The following is a 16,612-nucleotide window of genomic DNA, read 5'->3' on the forward strand; positions in this document are numbered from 1 at the left end:
AAGCAACCAGGTGGGTTTCGACCAGCACTCCGGAGGGCCGCATGGCGTCCACGATCCCCGACCCGCAACCTCTGGACGGCCCGCCCGGGCCACCCGCACAGGCCGACCCCACACCCCCGTCCGAGCCACCCGCCCAGCCCGGCCCGGCAACCCGCCCCCAGCCCCCCGGACCGGTCGGCGGGCCTTCCCCGGCGGACGGGCCGACATCCCCCTCTGCCGCTCCTCCGCACAGCCCGTCGGCCTCCGGGCGCGCGGGCCGCATCGAGGCGCACGGCATCGACCCCATCCCCGACGCGGAGCGCCGCGGCCGCCCGCGCGACCTCTTCTCCGTCTGGGCGGCGGCGAACGTCAACTACCTCAGCCTGGTCATCGGCGGGGCGCTCGTCCTCATGGGCCTGAGCGTCGGGCAGGCCCTCGGCGTGCTGGTCGTGGGCAATCTGTTCTGGCTGCTCACCGGATTCCTCGCCACCTCCGGGCCGGCGGCCGGCGCACCGAGCGAGGTGATCACCCGGGCGATGTACGGGGTGATCGGCAACCGGGTCAACAACGCCATCGGCGGCTGGCTCGTCTCCGTCTGCTACTTCGCCCTCAACCTGGCCGCCGCGGCGAGCGCCGCGTTCGCGCTGGTCGAGATGGCGGGCGTCACCGCCGGTACCGGTGTCAAGGTCGCGGTCATCGTGGTCATCGCGGCGCTGACCCTGGCCATCAGCGTCTACGGCCACGCGACGATCATGAAGTTGTACCTTCCGATCACCCTGGCGCTCGCCGCCGCGTTCGCCGTGGTCGCCGTCGCCGTGGTGCGGCGCGCCGACTTCTCCTACCAGCCCGCCGAGCCGCTGACCGGCCCCGACCTGTGGGCGGTCCTCATCGCCGGCACCGCGCTCACCGCGTCGGGCCCGCTGTCCTACACGACCAGCGCCGACTTCTCCCGCTACCTGCCCCGCACCGCCTCCCGGGTTTCGATCACCCTGTGGACGGCGCTGGGCGCCTTCGTGCCGAGCGTCGCCGTGTCGTCCCTGGGCGTGCTCGCCGCGACCACGGTGGACATGACGGACCCGCAGAGCGCGCTGCAGCAGATCCTGCCGAGCTGGTTCACACCGGTGTTCCTGTTGGCGCTGGTCCTGGGGACGGTCTCCATCAACGCCCTGACCGCCTACAGCGCGGGGCTCGCCCTCCAGGCCGTCGGACTGCGGGTCCGGCGCTCCGTCAGCGTCCTCCTCGACGGCGCCGTCGCGGTCGCGCTGACGCTGTACGGGCTGCTCGTCTCCGACTTCCTCGACACGGTCAGCAACGCCCTGCAGGTGATCGTCGTACTGATCGGCCCTCTCATGGCCGTGTACGCCACCGACATCGTGCTGCGCCGGTGCCGCTACGACGGCGCCGCGCTCGCGGACGAGTCCCCGCGCAGCCCCTTCTGGTACAGCCGCGGCGTCAACCGCGCCGGTGCCCTCGCCCTCACATCGGGCGTGGTGGCGGCGTCCCTGTGCGTCAACACCCTCTACCCGGGGCCCGTCGCGGCGACCCTGGGCGGCGTGGACCTGTCGCTCCCGGCCGGCATGGCCGTCTCCGCCGTCCTCTACGCGATACTGATGCGGGCCGATCGCGCGGTACGCGCCGCCCGTTCACCGGTCTCGTGACGGAGCGAGGGGGCAGGTCCGTGATCACCCAGGGCGTACGGGTCACCGAGCGCTGCCCGCACTGCGGGGGCGTACTGACGCGGGACATCGGCCAGTTCATGGAACGCGGCGTCGCGCGGTGGAGCATCGAGACCGGCTGCGAGGACTGCCCGCACGGCGGGTGCGAGCAGGGCTGCGGCCGTGTGCCCGAGTACGTCCGGCAGGCCCTGCTGCGCAGCCACGGGCCGGTACGGCTCCGCCCGCAGGGTGAACCGCCCCGCACGGCTGTGGTGATGAGGGCCCTGCGCGAGGCCTTTCCGGCCCTGCCCCCGGAAACGGCGCGCGCGCTGGCCGACGAGCTGGCGGGTCCGGGACTCACCGGGACCCTGGTGGAGATGGAGCATCTCGCTGGTCGCCTGCGCGCCCGGTCGGTCACCGTGGTCGTCGAGCCGCTGGGCGCGCGAGGAATGAGGCGACGGGTGGGCTGAACCAGGCGGCCGTCCAGCCCTCCCGTACGGGCCCGACCCGCAGACCGGCGGGTTCGCCCTAATGGACGAGGATGACCACCGGCCGTCTTTCACCCGGGCAACTAGCCGCCCTTGGAGGCCATGTTCAGCGACGTCGCCCACCTTTCGTCCGGCCAGGGGTCCAACGGCGGTTAGGGAATTCGGGGTGGCGGTGCGCACACATCGCGGCGACTACGCGCCCATCGGCCGGTTCGGCGGCAGCGGCACCACCACTTGCGAAGACCCGAGCCCTGCTCACCCAGGTCGGACTGTCCACCCCGGATTCGCCGCGTGTCATGAACGACTTCTGGACCAACGCTCTACCAGGCCATCGACTGACGGCGAGCTCGACCGCTACTTCGCGGCTGGTGTCCGGGACGAGAGCCCGGGGCCGGCCGAGGGCATGCGGGCGTCCGACCCGGAGATGGCCGCCCTGCTGAGTCTGGCCGCGTGGCGGGTGTCACCGGCGGTGGAGGCCCGTTCAGCGCTGTACCGGTCGGCGCCGCAACGGGAGACGGCTGTCTTGCACGACCCGACGAGTCCCCCGGACGGCAACGAGACCCGGATGTCACGTTCGCTGTCCGCGGGCCGCCGTTACCTGACGACGGAGGTGTACGACGGAACGGCGACTCCGCGGACGCGCCACTACGCCATCCGTGCCGGGAAGCCGGCCGTCCTGGGCGGCGGCGGGAAGGCGTTCGGCACCGTGGCGCCGGACGGCAGGTTCGCCGTGTCCAAGGACGTCGTGCGGGACCTCGGCACGGACGAGCCCGTCGGGAGGGTACCGGAAACGGCGGGTACCGTCGTGGCGCCGGCGTCGGGCGGCGGGCGGGCGCTCACGGTCACGGAGGGCACGGGCAGCAACGTCGTCGACACGCGGACGGGCCGCACCCTGCTGCGGCTGTCCGCCACCGGCCCGGTCCTCTCCGACGACGGAAGGTATCCGGCGTCCTGTCCCTCGGGCGGTCACCCTCTACCTGTGCGACGTCGGCAGCGGTGAGCCGACGAGGATGCGGGACGCGGACCCCGTGTCGCGGTGCGACGAGACGTCCGCGGTGTGGTCCAGCGCCGACGGTTCCCGGTTGCTGACCAGTGCGGGCGGGCGTCTGTACCTGTGGGACACCCGTTGGAAGCTGGTCTCGGGCGGCGGCCTGAACGGCGACGCCGAGGAGGTGACCGCCGCCACCAGCCCGGACGGGCGGCTGGTCCCAGGGTCGACGACGGTGCCGTGGTCCTCTCCCCCGCCGAGGACGTCGAACGGCCCCCGCTGACACACGAGACGAGTGCATGGGGCGAGGAGTCGTACCCTGAGGACGGCGGGCGGACACTGGCGATCGACTCCACGGCGCGCGAACTGGTCCACGTGGACGGCGCTTCGGTGCACATCCTGGACTCGGACGTGACACGTCTTGCGCGGCGGGCGGAGCAGGAGGTGATCGGCAGCTACGGCCCCGGGGCCGCGAGCCTGCGAACGGTGCACACCACGGAGGGGACCTCCCGAGTGCGGTCCTGGCCCGTTCCGGAGGCGACGCACCCGAACGGCGCCTCACCGGACATGAGGTCTGACGTGGCCGTCACCGCCGAGGGCTGGCTGGGCCCCGTCTCGGAGAGAGCGATCTTCCGGCCGCGTTCAGCGCGGAGGGGGCCCTGGTGGCCTACCCCGACGGGAGCCCGCCGAGGGCGAGGCGTTCGACGTGGTGGTGCAGGGCGTGCGCACCGGAAAGGTCCGCCACTCCGTCGCGCTGGGCGACCCGGAGCGGGGCAGGGCCGTCGCCCTGGCCTTCAGTGCCGACGGGCGCACGCTCGCGGTGAGCCGGTTGGTCCGCGTCGACCAGGAGGGACGGTCCGTCGACGTCGTGGACGTGGGGACGGGCAGGAAGACCCGGACGCTGGACGGCGTAGGCGGCTACGGGATAGCGCTGGGCGGCTCCGGGGACGATCTGGTTCTCGCCACCACCTCCGGGGACCGGGCGAACCTGTCGGACGGCACGATGGCGCCCGGCGCGCTCGGCACGGTGGAACTCGGTGCCGTGGCGTTCAGCCCCGACGGGAAGACGCTCGCGGCCGCCGAACCGAACGGCGTCGCGCTGTGGAACGCGGAGGGGACCCGGCGGGTGGGGCGGCTGCCCGGACCGGCGGGGACCAGTGACGCCGGGGTCTCGCGGCTGAGGTTCTCCGCGGACGGTCACCGGCTCGTCGGCGTGGTGGGGGGCGAACGGGTCCAGATCTGGGACGTGCGCTCCCAGCAGTCGCTGGGCGGTGTCCTTCCCGGTGTCGAGGGTGCACCGGGCGAAGAGCCTGACCCGGGCGGAGTGGGAACAGAACGTGCCGGACGCGCCGTACCGGAAGGTCTGCGGCTGAGGGGATGCGCCTGAGTGGCTGCACACACCCGGCGGCTGTCGTCCGGTGGGGACACGACGGGGGCAGGTCCGTCGCCGATGTCGCGCAGGGCCGGGCCGGGGGCCACGGCGTCCACGGGTCCCGGCTGCAGGACGCAGAACGGACATGCGCGTCTCACGGCTGATGCGGCGCTCGGGCCGGCGCTGCTGACGCAGTCCGGCCTGGCATGCCGGGCGCACGGTCCGCGACGCTGCCGCTTGCGGTGCGGCACGCGCGCCGACTGCCCCCGCCCCGTCCCGGGTGCTCCCGGGGCGGGGCTCCCTTTCCTGCCGAGCGGCCGAAGGGCCGAAGGGCCAAGGCGACACCACGGTGGCGCGGTGTCGGGGGGCGTGCGTGTCAGATGAGGCCTTGGGCGAGCATGGCGTCCGCGACCCGTTCGAAACCGGCGATGTTGGCACCGGTGACGTAGTCGCCCGGGGCGCCGTAGCGCGCGGCGGTCTCGTGGCAGGTGGTGTGGATGTCGTTCATGATGCGGGCCAGTTCCTCTTCCACACGGTTCGGTGTCCATGCCGTACGCGCGTGGTTCTGCGCCATCTCCAGGGCGCTGACCGCGACCCCACCCGCATTGGCGGCCTTGCCGGGACCGAAGGCGACCCCGGCGCGCTGGAACAGGTGTACCGCCTCTGGCGTGGTCGGCATGTTGGCGCCTTCGGCGACCGCCTTCACGCCGTTGCGTACGAGCGTGGCCGCGTCGTTCTCGTCCAGCTCGTTCTGGGTGGCGGAGGGCAGCGCGATGTCCGCCGGGACCTCCCAGACCCGTCCGCCGGGTACGAACCGCGCCGAGGCGCCGCGCCGCTCGGCGTAGTCACTGACCCGCCCGCGTTCCACCTCCTTGACCTGCTTGAGCAGTTCGACGTCGATGCCCTTGTCGTCGATGACGTACCCGGTGGAGTCGGAGCAGGTCAGCGGGTTGGCGCCGAGGGCGAGGAGCTTCTCGACGGTATAGATGGCGACGTTGCCGGAGCCGGAGACGACGGCCGTCTGCCCTTGCAGGTCCTCGCCGCGCTCCCGCAGCATCGCCGCCGCGAACAGCACGCTCCCGTACCCGGTGGCCTCGGGTCGGATCGCCGAGCCGCCCCAGCCGGTCCCCTTGCCTGTGAGGACGCCGGCCTCCCAGCGGTTGGTGATGCGCCGGTACTGTCCGAACAGGTAGCCGATCTCGCGCCCGCCGACTCCGATGTCACCGGCCGGCACGTCGGTGTGCTCGCCGATGTGGCGGTACAGCTCCGTCATGAAGGACTGGCAGAACCGCATGATCTCCGTGTCGCTGCGGCCGTGCGGGTCGAAGTCGCTGCCGCCCTTGCCGCCGCCGATGCCGAGGCCGGTCAGCGCGTTCTTGAACACCTGCTCGAAGCCGAGGAACTTGATGACTCCGAGGTTGACGGACGGGTGGAAGCGCAGGCCCCCCTTGTACGGACCGAGCGCGCTGTTGAACTCCACCCGGAAGCCGCGGTTGACGTGTACGCGGCCCTGGTCGTCCTGCCAGGGCACACGGAAGATGACCTGGCGCTCCGGCTCGCACAGCCGCTCGATGAGGCCGGGCTCGGCGTACTCCGGCCGCGCGGTGAGCACAGCTGCCAGTGTCTCCAGCACCTCGTGCACGGCCTGGTGGAACTCCGGCTGGGCGGGGTTGCGCCGCTCGATCTCGACGCGCAGGGCGTCGAGCCGGGTCTTGTTGTCGTCTCGGGTCGTCACGTGAGCCCTTTCTGACACGGCTGTTACCGGTACGAGACCGGTGGTGGGCGCTCGGCGCCGTTGCCGCGCGCGGGACGGGCCGTCCTGAGGACGCTCGTCGGCACGTCGCGCCGACGACCCGCCCGACGGCCGACCCCTCAGTGTTACCCCTGTGTAAAGCCCGAGGCCAGCGTGGGTGCGCCACTGTCCGGAATCTGAGACCCGGGGAGGGGTGGGCGGGGCCCTTCGTCGACGTGTAAGCCGTGGCACGCGGCCGAGGGCACCGGCGTCACGAACTGGTGGGACAACGGCAACGGGGCGGTCAGCAGCGACAGGCCCGCGGACAACGTGGCCACCGTCTACTACAGCACCGAGAAGAACTGGGCCTCGTACCGCCTCCACTACGCACCGGTCGGCGGCGCATGGACCACGGCTCCGGGCGTCGCGATGGAGGCCGCCTGCGCCAGGTGGGTGAAGAGGACCGTCCCTTTGGGCTCCGCCACCGGCCTCAAGGCCGCCTTCAACAATGGCTCCGGCACCTGGGACAACAACGCCGCGAACTACGCGCTGGGCACGGATGACGAGGATCAGGCGCCGCTCGTCGCGGCGGGATCGCAGGTCCGCAGCCCCGTGACGTAGTTGCCGTCCGTTCCGTAACCGGCGAAGGTCGCCGACTGCCCGGGCTGGATGACGCGGCAGGGAGCCCACTGACCGTTCGTGTACTCGACCGTGACGGCGACGGTTTCGCCACAGCCGTTGAACACGTCGGTGTAGCGCCAGCTCTGCGAGTACTGCACGCACTCCGGAGCCGCGGATTCGGTGGCCGCCGAAGCGGACGGGGCGGCGGCCAGGGCCACGAGGAGGCCCGCCGCGGTCACGGCGGCGAGGGTGGCCGGATGCGATCCGCGCTTCATGAGGTTGCTCATGCTCCGCATCTTTGAGACCCACAAGAGCTTGCGCAACTTTCTGCAAGACTTTTCAGTCACTCGCCGGATTGCCCTATTAACCCGCAGGCCAGCTGCTGTTCCAAGCGTTGAAAGGCGATGCACGCCTGACACTCAAAGCAACCGGGACAAACTCACGGCGTACATGCCGTCAACGCCGTCGAACTGTTCGGACCATCGACGGAGCCTGCCGCGCCACGCGGTTCACAGTGGCCTGGATTGACTGGTCGGCGCCAGGCTGAGGGCACGCCGTCACGCAGACCGAGTGCGTGCGCGCACACGAAAGCGGCCTGACTCCCTTCGTCCCGCCGACCCGGCCTGACCCGCCCGGAAGGCGGTTGCCTGTGAGACGACCGGAGAGGTGCGCAGGGCGCGGCTGGTCAGATCGGTACCGGACGGGACGGGTGGGCAAGCACGCGAAATCTCCTGGCGGACGGGTGGTCTTGGTCGTGAACCCGTCGGCCAGGAGCTTCGCCACATCACCGCACCGCTGTGAGCCCTCAACTCCCTCGGCCCGCACGGGGATCCGAAGTCGATCTCAATAGGTAAGGCGCGGAGGGCTGGACACCCCGGTCTCCCGGTCGCTGAGCCTGGCGTCCAGGGTCTCCTGAGCCGTGCGCATCGCCTCGGCGTACTTCGGCTCGGACATCCGCTGCCAGGCAACGTCCGGTTCGACGTTCTCCACGCGGCTCACCACCCACCAGATGTTGCCGAACGGGTCCTGCACTCTGCCGCCGCGGTCTCCCCACGCACTGTCGGCGGCCTCAGTGATCACCTGCGCCCCGTGCGCGACAGCAGCGGCCATGGCGGCATCGGCGTCCGGGACGTAGGCCCGCAACAAGGACGGCATCGCCGGCCAGTCGGGCCGTCGGTCGAAGGCCAGGACGACCGTGTCGCCGACTCGGATCTCGCCGTGGCCGATGGTGCCGTCCTCGACCGGCACCCGTGCGATCTCTTCGCCGTCGAACGCGGCGGTGATGAAGTCGAGCAGTGCGCCGGTGTCATCGGTGACCACCCACGGCGCGACGCTGGTGTAGCCCTCGGGTGCCGTGTGACTCATCGGCCTCGTCCCTCCTGTGGCTCTTCGTGATGTGATGACACTAGGAGGCGTCCAGGACAGGTTGAGTCCTCGATGGATGATCCGCGGGGAGCCGACTGCTTCCGCGATGTGACTACGGCCGGGAACGCTGATCAGTCCTGCGGCTCACCTCGTGGTTCAGGGCTCGGCTGTCCGCACTGCCGGGTGCCGGTGAACAGGCGACAGCGCCGTGGCAAGTGCGCCGCGCACCCGCCACCGCGACAGCCGGGCCGCCCCACAATCGGACTGGCGCTCCTTCGGATCATCTGATCGTTGGTCGGTGTGTGTCGTTGACTGATGCTCAGTAGGCGAGGATTGAGCCGTTCCTGCCGGATCGGACGCCGAGGCGGGGTGGGCGGCGGCCTGATCACCGGCAGGTGATCGACGCGATCGCGTTCAAGTACCGCACCGGCACCCGTGGATGGACCTGCCCGAGCACTTCGGTTTGTGGAAGGGGGTCCACAACCGGCTGCGGAAGTGGGCTGTCGACGGCACCTGGGAGAAGGTCTTCACCGCTCTGCTGGCCCAGGCCGGCGCCGAGGGCGACCTCGACTGGATCGTCTCTGTCGACTCCACCATCGTCCGGGCTCATCAGCACGCTGCCGGGGCCCGTCAGAAGGGGCCTTGGCGGGGGAGCCGGACGGCCATGCCCTGGGACGCTCCGCGGCGGACTGACCACGAAGGTCCATCTTGCCGCGGACAGCCGCTGCCGCCCGCTCGCGTTCGTCCTCACGCCCGGACAGGCCGGTGACACACCGGCGTTCCCCGAGTCATGGCCCGGCTGCGAGTGCCACGACCGGTCGGCCGGCCCCGGACCACACCGGAGATGGTCCTGGCCGACAAGGCCCACTCATCCCGCGCAATCCGCAGTCATCTGCGCCGAAGGATCCGGGCGGTGATCCGTCAGCCCTCCGGCCAGGTCGCCAAGCGCAAGAAGCGAGGCCGGTCCGGCGGTCGCCCGCCTGCCTTTGACCGCGAGGCTTATAAGCAGTGCAACACCGTCGAACGGTGCATCAACAAGCTCAAGCCATGGCGCGGCCTGGCCAGCCGCTACGACAAGAACGCCACCATCTACCTCGCCGGACTCCACATCGCGCCACCATCTACCCATCTACCTCGCCGGACTCCACATCGCCGCCATCTTCATCTGGTCGGCGAGATGATCCGAAAGAAGCCGCCTAGCCCGAGGTGGAGCCGAGCCGCCATGGGGTCGGTTCTGGGGGGCGGCACAAGACACTGTTCACTGTCAGGGGCCCTCAGCGGAGACATGGCGAGCCGGCTCTGCGGCCAGGCGCCGCATCACTGTGCGGTTGGCGCGTCGCATCGTGGCCCGGATGGCGGGTGCCAGCAGGCGCTCGGCGAGAGGGGCGCACGTCCAGGTGTAGGTGAAGGAGACGCGGCTTCCGCCTGCGGGCAGGGGGTCGATGATGTAGGTGCCGTGGGCCAGGCGGCGGCCGGCCGCGCTGACGTTGCGTTCGACGATGCGCCGTGGGGGGTCGGCCTCGACGGCCTCGATGCTGACGTCGGTCTTCGTGCCGCCGAGCGTGGCGGTGACCGTGGCGAACGATCCGACGCCGCGGTCCGGCCCGCTGTAGCGCCAGCGGGTCAGGTAGTGGTCGGTGAACCGCTGGTGGTGAGCCATGACATCGAGGAAGTCGTAGACCTGCTGCGGTGTCTGCGGTACGTCGATCGACACGGTGACCGGCTTGTACCACACGGTACATGCGGCATGTACCTGCCGGTACACTCGCGACGTGGTGGATACGGACGGCTCGCATACCCGGAGCGAAACACCCCCGGCCCCGGCAAGGGCCGGCGAACCCGGCTGGTGGACGCGGCCGTCGACCACGTCGCCGAATACGGCATCGCGGACCTCAGCCTGCGCCGCCTGGGCGCCGCGATCGGCGTCAGCCACCGCATGCTGATCCACTACTTCGGCTCCAAGGAACAACTGCTCGCCGAGATCGTCCGGACGTCGGAACGGCGTCAGCGCCACCTCCTCTCCGGGCTCCGCCTCGAGCACGGCCTCTCGCCCCGCGATGCCGCGCGGCTGCTCTGGCAGCACTTGACCGAGCCGGCGCTGGCCGGCCAGGAGAGGCTCTTCTTCGAGATCTGCGGGCAAGCGCTGCGGGGCCACCCCGAGGCCGCCCGCGTCCTCGACGGGCTCGTGACGGACTGGCTCGAACCGCTCGCGCACGCCGAGCTGGCCGCGGGAGCAGACCCCGCAACGGCCCGGAGCCGCGCCCGGCTTGGTCTGGCCACCGTCCGCGGACTGCTGCTCGACCTGCTCGCCACCGGCGACCGCGTCGGCGTCGACGCGGCGATGGAGGAGTTCCTCCGGCTGTACTACCCGCCAAGTGACGGGGTCACCGGTCAGCGAAGCGACGCGACCTGACCGAGCACCAGTCGGCACGGCTGATGTGAGTACGGGGACGGGCCGGGTTCTGGTGGGGGCGGGACCGGCTCGGATGGTCAGGGTCCGGTCGTTTGTCAGTGGTGGGTGAGACGGTAAGGGCATCGAATCGGAAACGAGGGGGAGCCTTTTCATGTCCGGTAAGCAGAACTACATCAATCACGTCGCTCTCGTACTGGACGCCAGTTCGTCCATGTCGCATCTGCGGGGCAAGGTCGTCGAGGTGGCCGACCAGCAGATCGCCTACCTCGCCCGGCGCTCCCGGGAGTTGGACCAGGAGACCCGCGTCACGGTGTACGTCTTCGCCGACAAGGTGGAGTGCGTCATCTACGACAAGGACGTACTGCGCATGCCGTCGCTCAAGCAGTTGTACCGGGTCGGCGGGATGACGGCCCTGCTGGCGGCGGCGCTGAAGTCGCAGGCGGAGCTGGCGCAGACGGCGCAACTGTACGGCGACCACAGCTTCCTGACGTTCGTGCTCACCGACGGGCAGGAGAACGCCAGCCACCGCTGCCCGGACGCCCCGGTCAGGGATCAGCGTCAACTGGTCGAGGCCGTGGCCAAGATGATCGAGACGCAGGACGACAACTGGACGCTGGCCGTCCTGGTGCCAGACCAGATGGGCAAGCGCGAGGCCATGGCGTGCGGCTTCCCCAAGGACAACATCGCGATCTGGGACGCCACCAGCACACAGGGTCTGGAGGAGGCCGGGCAGGTCATCCAGGCGGCCACCGAGAAGTTCATGGTGGGCCGCGCCAAGGGCATCCGGGGATCGCGGGCCGTGTTCTCCACCGGCGCGGAGGTCGTCAACAAGGACGCCATCAAGGCAGCTGGACTGACCCCGGTGAAGCCGTCGGCGTACGAGCTGATCCCGGTGGCCCGTGACGCGGCGATACGGGACTGGGTCGTCGAGTCCGGGCACACCTACCGCACCGGGTGCGCGTTCTACCAGCTGAGCAAGTCGGAGAAGATCCAGGCGCGGAAGCAGATCGCGGTGCTGGAGAAGAAGACGGACCGGGTGTACACGGGTCCGGAGGCCCGAGCCCTGCTCGGCCTGCCCGACGTGGAAGTGCGGGTGAAGCCGGACCACAACGACGACTTCACGATCTTCGTGCAGAGCACCAGCGTGAACCGCAAGCTGGTACCGAACACGCGGCTGCTGCTGATGAAGTGACACCCGAGCGCCCCGGCGCCCCGCCCCAGGAGTCGCGGCGGGTGCCGGGCGTACCACCAGCTGCGGCGGGCGCGGCATGGGGGTTCGAGTCGTGCGGCCGAGACCACCGCCCTCGACAGGGCCGGCTGTTCCTCCTGGGCGCCATATGCTCCGCTGAGCTTCGGCAACCAGTGCTCGCTCACGGTTGTCCCGTCAGGAGCGAACTTCACCTTCGAGATCCCCGAGGGCGAGGACCCGTACTGAACGTCATGGGCATGCCCTGCGGACACGACTGCTCCCCACGCCTGCCAGGCCGAGATCGCTGACCCTTCAGTCACGGCCTCGCGGCTCGTCGGCTTCCGGGCGCTCCGCCAGTTCCTTGATCCGCAGCAGGCGGTTCTCCCAGGAACGGCCGATCCGGTCGAGTTCGCGGGCCAGCGCGCCGAGCCGGGCGCCGACGACCACGTGAACGACCTCGCGCCCGCGCTGCTCGGACTCGACCAGCCCGACCTCGCGCAGCACCTCCAGGTGCTTGGCGATCGCTTGTCGGCTCACCGGCAGGACCCTGGCCAACGCGGACGCCGACATGGGGGCCTCACCGAGCCGGGTGAGTATCTCCCAGCGCGTCGCGTCACCGAGCGCGGCACACATGACGGGAGGAGCGGGGTCGGTCACGGCTGCCTCGTGGGGGCCGCCGCGATCTGCTCAACGAACTCCTTCCCCGCCGCCAGCTCGGTGAGCCAGCCCTTGTCGTTGCCCTCGCGCTCCTTCAGCCACGCTGCCGGGTCGTCGGCGAGGCTGGAGAACCCGCTCTCCACGACGCGCAGGGTCACGCCGCCGCCGTCCCGCTCGTCGATCCAGAACTCGACCAGAGTGGAGGGCGTCGAGTCGTCCCGGTACGGCGTGCCGATCCAGCGGAACGCCGCGTAGCGGGGCCTGTCCAGCTCGACCGTACGGAACCGGAACTCGCCCAGCGACGGATGGCGCACCACGGCCACGTCGCCCTCGTAGCGCAGGTCCGGCTCGGCCTCGACCGTGCCGTCGTTGATGTACCAGCCGGGGCGTGCGACCAGCTCCCATACCCGCTCGGCCGGGGCGTCGATGTCGATCTGCCGTGCGATCCGGTCGAGCTCGGCCAGCTCCGCTTCGGTGTGGGTGACGTCGTTCATGAGTCTCTCCCTCGCGACTTGTCCTGCAACTTCATGGTTGCATAACCCCTGATCATTGCAATCTGCGGGTTGCAGTTTCTGTCGTGGTCGGGCGCGTTCCCGGTCTGCGGAAGGGTTGACCTTCGTGGGGCAGGGTGCCGGTCTGCCCCACGGCCGATGATCAGAGCTGGTTCGCGACCCGTCGGCCGAGCTGTTCGAGGAGTTCCCGCAAGGCGGCCGCGACGAGATCGAGGTCGTCAAACGAGGCGGTACTGGCCTTCCAGACTTGACCGCCGCCTCCGAACTTGAGGAGGTGGCCCCCGCCGTCGCTCGCGAATGCCGGCGCGATCCATTCGCCGCCGATCGGAGCGGGGCCGTACGCGGCATCGCGGTGTACCGGTCCGGGCGGCCGCCGCCCCCACTCCCCCGCAGGTGACGCCCCCGGCGCGTCTGGTCAGTCGGACGGCTCGTGGTGCCGCTCCCGTGGGGCCGTTGTCGTGCGTGTCCCCGTGGGGACGGGGCGGAGGCGGTGGTACGCGTACAGGGCCGCCAGGACGGTGCCGGCACCCGACAGCAGGATCAGCGTGCGCGCCCCGAGCAGCACATCGGGCGTGCCGAGCAGGTACCCGACGGTGACGCAGGTGTTGGCCATCGCCCGGTAGCACGCCCAGGCGACGCCGTGGTCCGACGCGGGCACATGCCGGTGCATCAGGGTCCGTACCCCGGCGTTGTGCGCCCCGTTGCCGAAGCCGCCCGCCAGGAACGCCACGGCGATCACGCCGGTCAAGGGGATCAGGCCCTCGGTCAGAAGCGCCGCGCCCATGAGCGCCGCGCCGCCGCCGACCAGCAGCGTCTCGCGGCCGTCCAGGCGGGACCAGCCCGCCAGCAGCGCACCGGGCACGGACCCGAGCGCCCAGGCCGAGAGCAGCAGCCCGTACACGCTGTCGCTGGCCGTGACCTCGCGGAGGTAGAAGACGCCCGCGACGCCCTCCACGGCGGTCGCCAGGATCGTCACCGCGAGCACCGGCAGCAGGGGGCCGATCACGGTGTTGTGGCGCAGGAGCCGGAAGCCGCGCCGGGCCGGCTCGCGCAGCGGCTCCGCCGCGGGGGGCGGGACGGCACGGGATGGCGCCGCGAACGCCGCCGCACCCGCCACGGCGAGGAACGACAGCGCGTCGAAGCCGAGAATCCACGCGGTGCCGAGCGACGTGTGCACGGCCCCGCCGACGCCGGGGCCGAGAAGTGCGGCGGCCGATGTCGCGGTCGTCATCCAGCTGTTCGCCCGGGCGATGCGCCCCGTGCCGGTCATGGCGGGCAGCAGCGCGAAGCAGGCTGCGCTGGTCGCGACGGCGAGGACGCCCGACACGGCCAGCAACGCCACCCGCAGGTGGAACCCGTCGACCAGCGCCGCGGCCGCGAACAGCGCCGCCTGCCCCAGCGACCCCGCCAGCCACACCCGCCGCGCGTCGTACCGGTCGACGAGGGCTCCGGCCGCCGGGGCGAGGAAGACCGGGGGGAGCAGGTCGGCGAGGAAGACCTCCGTGACGCGCCACGTCTGCCCGTCGGCCGCCGCGTCCAGCACGAGCGCCAGCGAGGCCGCCGCGTCACCGGTGGTCGAGACGAATGTGGTGACGACCACGGCGAGGAGCGCCGCCGTGCCGTGCCGCCGCCCCGTCACGTCCGCGTTCCCCCCTGCGGTGGACGGGGCGTCCTGCGCAGCAGCAACGCGTCGCACGGCCATCCCTCGGCGCCGCCGTCATCGACGACGGCGATGTCCTGCGCGACGAGGTCGAAACCGTGCCCGCCCACCGCGGCGAGCACCTCGCTCGTCGTCCACACCCGTTCGCGTACCAGGCCGAGGACGCCGGGGAAGCGGTCGTCGTCGTACTGGATGAAGTAGTTCTGCCGCAGGTCGTTGTCACGTTCCGGTGCGAAGTCGATGCCGCGCCAGATGAGGCGGCGGTTGCCGTCGGCGTCGCGGAACGGTACCGCGTCCATCGCCCGCCCGAGTTCACGGAACAGTCCCGGTACGTGGTCCTGGTAGACGAGGAACGCCGCGTGCCCGCCCGGCCGCAGCACGCCGTGCAGGAAGCCGAGGAGCCGGTCGAGGTCCCGGTGGGTGCGGAAGCTGTTGACGGTGACGCTGCCCATCACGGCGAGGTCCGCCTCCACCGCCGGTCCGTCCGCAGCCGTGACGTCCAGGTGCCGGAAGTGCACGCCGCTCTCGCCCGCGAAGCGTTCCTCGAAGCTCGCGCGCGCCGCGACGGACGTGTCGAGGCCGATGTGGTGGGCGCCGATGCCGCGCCTGCGCAGGTGCCACAGGATGCGGCCGTCGCTGCATCCCACGTCGACGACGGTGCTCGGCGCGACCTGTGAGGCGAGCCGGGCGAGCGCCGGTACGTCCCACTCCTGCGGCCAGGCCGCGTCGCGCGAGTACGCGAAGAAGTCCGCGTCGTAGTAGCTGAGCAGCGGGATGCCGGGGAACTGCCGTTGGATGGCGAGGAAGGGCCCGAAGAGGGGGTCGTCGCCCCGGACGTCAGACACCGATCGACTCCAACTGCCGCTGGGCGTCCGCGTCATGGGTGTGGTCCACGCCGACGCCGAGGTCGGCCAGGGCCGCGGCGTGCAGCTCGAACGCCGACACGAGCCACCGGGTCAGGTCCCTCCCGTCGGGGCCGAGGGCCGGGTCGAGCGCGCCGCTGGCCGCGACGAGCCAGAAGAAGCGGGCCCTGCCCCAGTACTCGGTGAGGCGCTCCGCCGCCGTCGGGTGGGGGAAGCGCTGCCGGTGGAGCGCGACGAAGAAGGCCATGAGGTGGGTGTACACGTGGAGGGTGGACAGGACGCGCAGGCAGTCCATCACCCTGCGGCGGCCGTCGACGGGACTCCACGGGATCGTGAACACGGGCCCCTGGAGGAAGTCGAAACCGGGCCGCACCACCCGCCGGGTCGCGATCAGGTCGTACAGCTTCTGGTGGCACGCCTCGTGGAACAGCGCGTCCGCCGTGGCGACCACGTCGTCGAGTACGCGGCTGCTCAGCACCGACACGCGTGGGGCCGGCACGACGAACGCGGACTCGATGGTGTCGCTGTCGACGAGCAGCGTCCCGGAGACGCCGGCGAGCGTGGACGGGGCGAGGCCGCCGATGGTGTCGGTGAGCAGGGCGACGCCCGCTCGGAGCCGGTCGGCGTGGCGCGGAGTGACGTCGGTGAAGGTGACCGCGTGCGGGAGGTCCCCGGCGACGTTGTCGAGCAGGCGTCGGCTCGCGGGGCTGTCGGACCAGTCGGCCGCGAGCGCGTAGCCGTCCGCGACGGGAAGGCAGCGGGCCCCGCCGCGCGGGCCCTCCAGCAGCGCGGCGGCGTCGGACAGTACGGCCGCCGCGGTCGCCGTGTCGGCGTGTACCAGCAGCGCCTTGGAGGCCCGGTCCATCGCCCACCGGCGGAGACTGGCGTCGATCATGTCGTCGGCCGCGGGGAGGCTGACACCGGTGGCGTGGGTGAGCACCTCGGCGAGGCCGTCGTGGAAGGTGGCGAGGTCCTTGCCGAGCCCTCCGGAGTCACCGAAGGGCCCGCTCTGCAGCACGGCGATGCATTCCAGCTGGGTCACTGCTCGTCCTTGTTCCTCGTAGGGCGTTCCTCGTAGGGCCGGGTTGCGCGGGCGGGAGGCACCGAAGTGCCGCCCG

16 protein-coding genes and 2 pseudogenes are annotated in these 16,612 nt (G+C 71.2%); 9 read left to right on the plus strand and 9 right to left on the minus strand.

Going from position 1 to position 16,612, the window contains the following annotated elements:
* Positions 1-41: 41 nt before the first annotated feature.
* The 5 genes from J116_RS00210 (at position 42) to J116_RS00230 (ending at position 4,497) form a co-directional block, all read left to right on the plus strand.
* Positions 42-1,637 carry a purine-cytosine permease family protein gene (locus tag J116_RS00210; protein ID WP_023591395.1) on the plus strand — a complete coding sequence of 532 codons (1,596 nt, stop codon included), beginning with the start codon at positions 42-44 and terminating at the stop codon, positions 1,635-1,637.
* 20 nt (positions 1,638-1,657) lie between these two features.
* Positions 1,658-2,104 carry a hypothetical protein gene (locus J116_RS00215; RefSeq protein ID WP_023591394.1) on the plus strand — a complete coding sequence of 149 codons (447 nt, stop codon included), beginning with the start codon at positions 1,658-1,660 and terminating at the stop codon, positions 2,102-2,104.
* Positions 2,105-2,687: 583 nt separating this feature from the next.
* Positions 2,688-3,122, plus strand: a complete 435-nt coding sequence (locus J116_RS00220) for a hypothetical protein (RefSeq protein ID WP_139140445.1) — start codon at positions 2,688-2,690, stop codon at positions 3,120-3,122.
* 10 nt (positions 3,123-3,132) lie between these two features.
* Entirely contained in the window at positions 3,133-3,393 is a 261-nt protein-coding gene (locus J116_RS00225; protein WP_023591392.1) for a hypothetical protein, read from the plus strand.
* Between the two features lie 423 nt (positions 3,394-3,816).
* Positions 3,817-4,497, plus strand: coding sequence for a WD40 repeat domain-containing protein (locus tag J116_RS00230; RefSeq protein WP_023591391.1), 681 nt, complete (start codon positions 3,817-3,819; stop codon positions 4,495-4,497).
* 361 nt (positions 4,498-4,858) lie between these two features.
* Here J116_RS00230 and gdhA read toward each other — a convergent pair whose 3' ends face one another.
* The gene (gdhA, locus tag J116_RS00235; protein ID WP_023591390.1) at positions 4,859-6,217 is read right to left on the minus strand and encodes an NADP-specific glutamate dehydrogenase; all 1,359 of its coding nucleotides are present in this window, start codon (positions 6,215-6,217) and stop codon (positions 4,859-4,861) included.
* A 324-nt stretch (positions 6,218-6,541) separates the two neighbouring features.
* Here gdhA and J116_RS00240 point away from each other — a divergent pair.
* Positions 6,542-6,772: pseudogene (locus tag J116_RS00240) on the plus strand (carbohydrate binding domain-containing protein); the annotation flags it as partial.
* Between the two features lie 11 nt (positions 6,773-6,783).
* Here the strand turns inward: J116_RS00240 and J116_RS00245 are convergent.
* Together J116_RS00245 and J116_RS00250 are read right to left on the minus strand one after the other, a co-directional pair.
* Positions 6,784-7,122: an alpha-amylase gene (locus J116_RS00245; protein ID WP_235617291.1), complete on the minus strand. Its 339-nt coding sequence runs from the start codon at positions 7,120-7,122 to the stop codon at positions 6,784-6,786.
* Between the two features lie 556 nt (positions 7,123-7,678).
* On the minus strand, positions 7,679-8,200 hold the full coding sequence (locus J116_RS00250) for a VOC family protein (protein WP_023591387.1): 522 nt from the start codon (positions 8,198-8,200) through the stop codon (positions 7,679-7,681).
* A 332-nt stretch (positions 8,201-8,532) separates the two neighbouring features.
* On the opposite strand from J116_RS00250, the pseudogene J116_RS28090 reads away from it, so the two are divergent.
* Positions 8,533-9,311, plus strand: a pseudogene (locus J116_RS28090) (IS5 family transposase); the annotation flags it as partial.
* A gap of 153 nt (positions 9,312-9,464) precedes the next feature.
* Here J116_RS28090 and J116_RS00255 read toward each other — a convergent pair.
* Positions 9,465-9,914, minus strand: coding sequence for an SRPBCC family protein (locus tag J116_RS00255; RefSeq protein ID WP_235617292.1), 450 nt, complete (start codon positions 9,912-9,914; stop codon positions 9,465-9,467).
* Between the two features lie 132 nt (positions 9,915-10,046).
* Between J116_RS00255 and J116_RS00260 the strand changes: the two genes are divergently transcribed.
* Positions 10,047-10,613, plus strand: coding sequence for a TetR/AcrR family transcriptional regulator (locus tag J116_RS00260; protein ID WP_235617293.1), 567 nt, complete (start codon positions 10,047-10,049; stop codon positions 10,611-10,613).
* Between the two features lie 151 nt (positions 10,614-10,764).
* Positions 10,765-11,805 carry a vWA domain-containing protein gene (locus J116_RS00265; protein WP_023591385.1) on the plus strand — a complete coding sequence of 347 codons (1,041 nt, stop codon included), beginning with the start codon at positions 10,765-10,767 and terminating at the stop codon, positions 11,803-11,805.
* A gap of 309 nt (positions 11,806-12,114) precedes the next feature.
* Here the strand turns inward: J116_RS00265 and J116_RS00270 are convergent, their stop codons facing one another.
* The 5 genes from J116_RS00270 to J116_RS00290 form a co-directional block, all read right to left on the minus strand.
* Positions 12,115-12,459 carry an ArsR/SmtB family transcription factor gene (locus J116_RS00270; protein ID WP_023591384.1) on the minus strand — a complete coding sequence of 115 codons (345 nt, stop codon included), beginning with the start codon at positions 12,457-12,459 and terminating at the stop codon, positions 12,115-12,117.
* A complete protein-coding gene (locus tag J116_RS00275; RefSeq protein WP_023591383.1) occupies positions 12,456-12,953 on the minus strand; it encodes an SRPBCC domain-containing protein in 498 nt (165 codons plus the stop codon). Before J116_RS00275 ends, J116_RS00270 begins: the two co-directional genes overlap by 4 nt.
* 433 nt (positions 12,954-13,386) lie before the next feature.
* Positions 13,387-14,610: an MFS transporter gene (locus tag J116_RS00280; protein WP_023591382.1), complete on the minus strand. Its 1,224-nt coding sequence runs from the start codon at positions 14,608-14,610 to the stop codon at positions 13,387-13,389.
* On the minus strand, positions 14,607-15,476 hold the full coding sequence (locus J116_RS00285; RefSeq protein WP_023591381.1) for a class I SAM-dependent methyltransferase: 870 nt from the start codon (positions 15,474-15,476) through the stop codon (positions 14,607-14,609). Before J116_RS00285 ends, J116_RS00280 begins: the two co-directional genes overlap by 4 nt.
* Complete coding sequence (locus tag J116_RS00290) at positions 15,469-16,536, minus strand: hypothetical protein (RefSeq protein ID WP_023591380.1); 1,068 nt, start codon at positions 16,534-16,536, stop codon at positions 15,469-15,471. The genes J116_RS00285 and J116_RS00290 overlap by 8 nt, the downstream gene beginning before the upstream one ends.
* Between the last annotated feature and the right edge of the window lie 76 nt (positions 16,537-16,612).

Origin of the sequence: Streptomyces thermolilacinus SPC6 (genome assembly GCF_000478605.2) — a bacterium.
GTDB lineage: Bacteria > Actinomycetota > Actinomycetes > Streptomycetales > Streptomycetaceae > Streptomyces > Streptomyces thermolilacinus.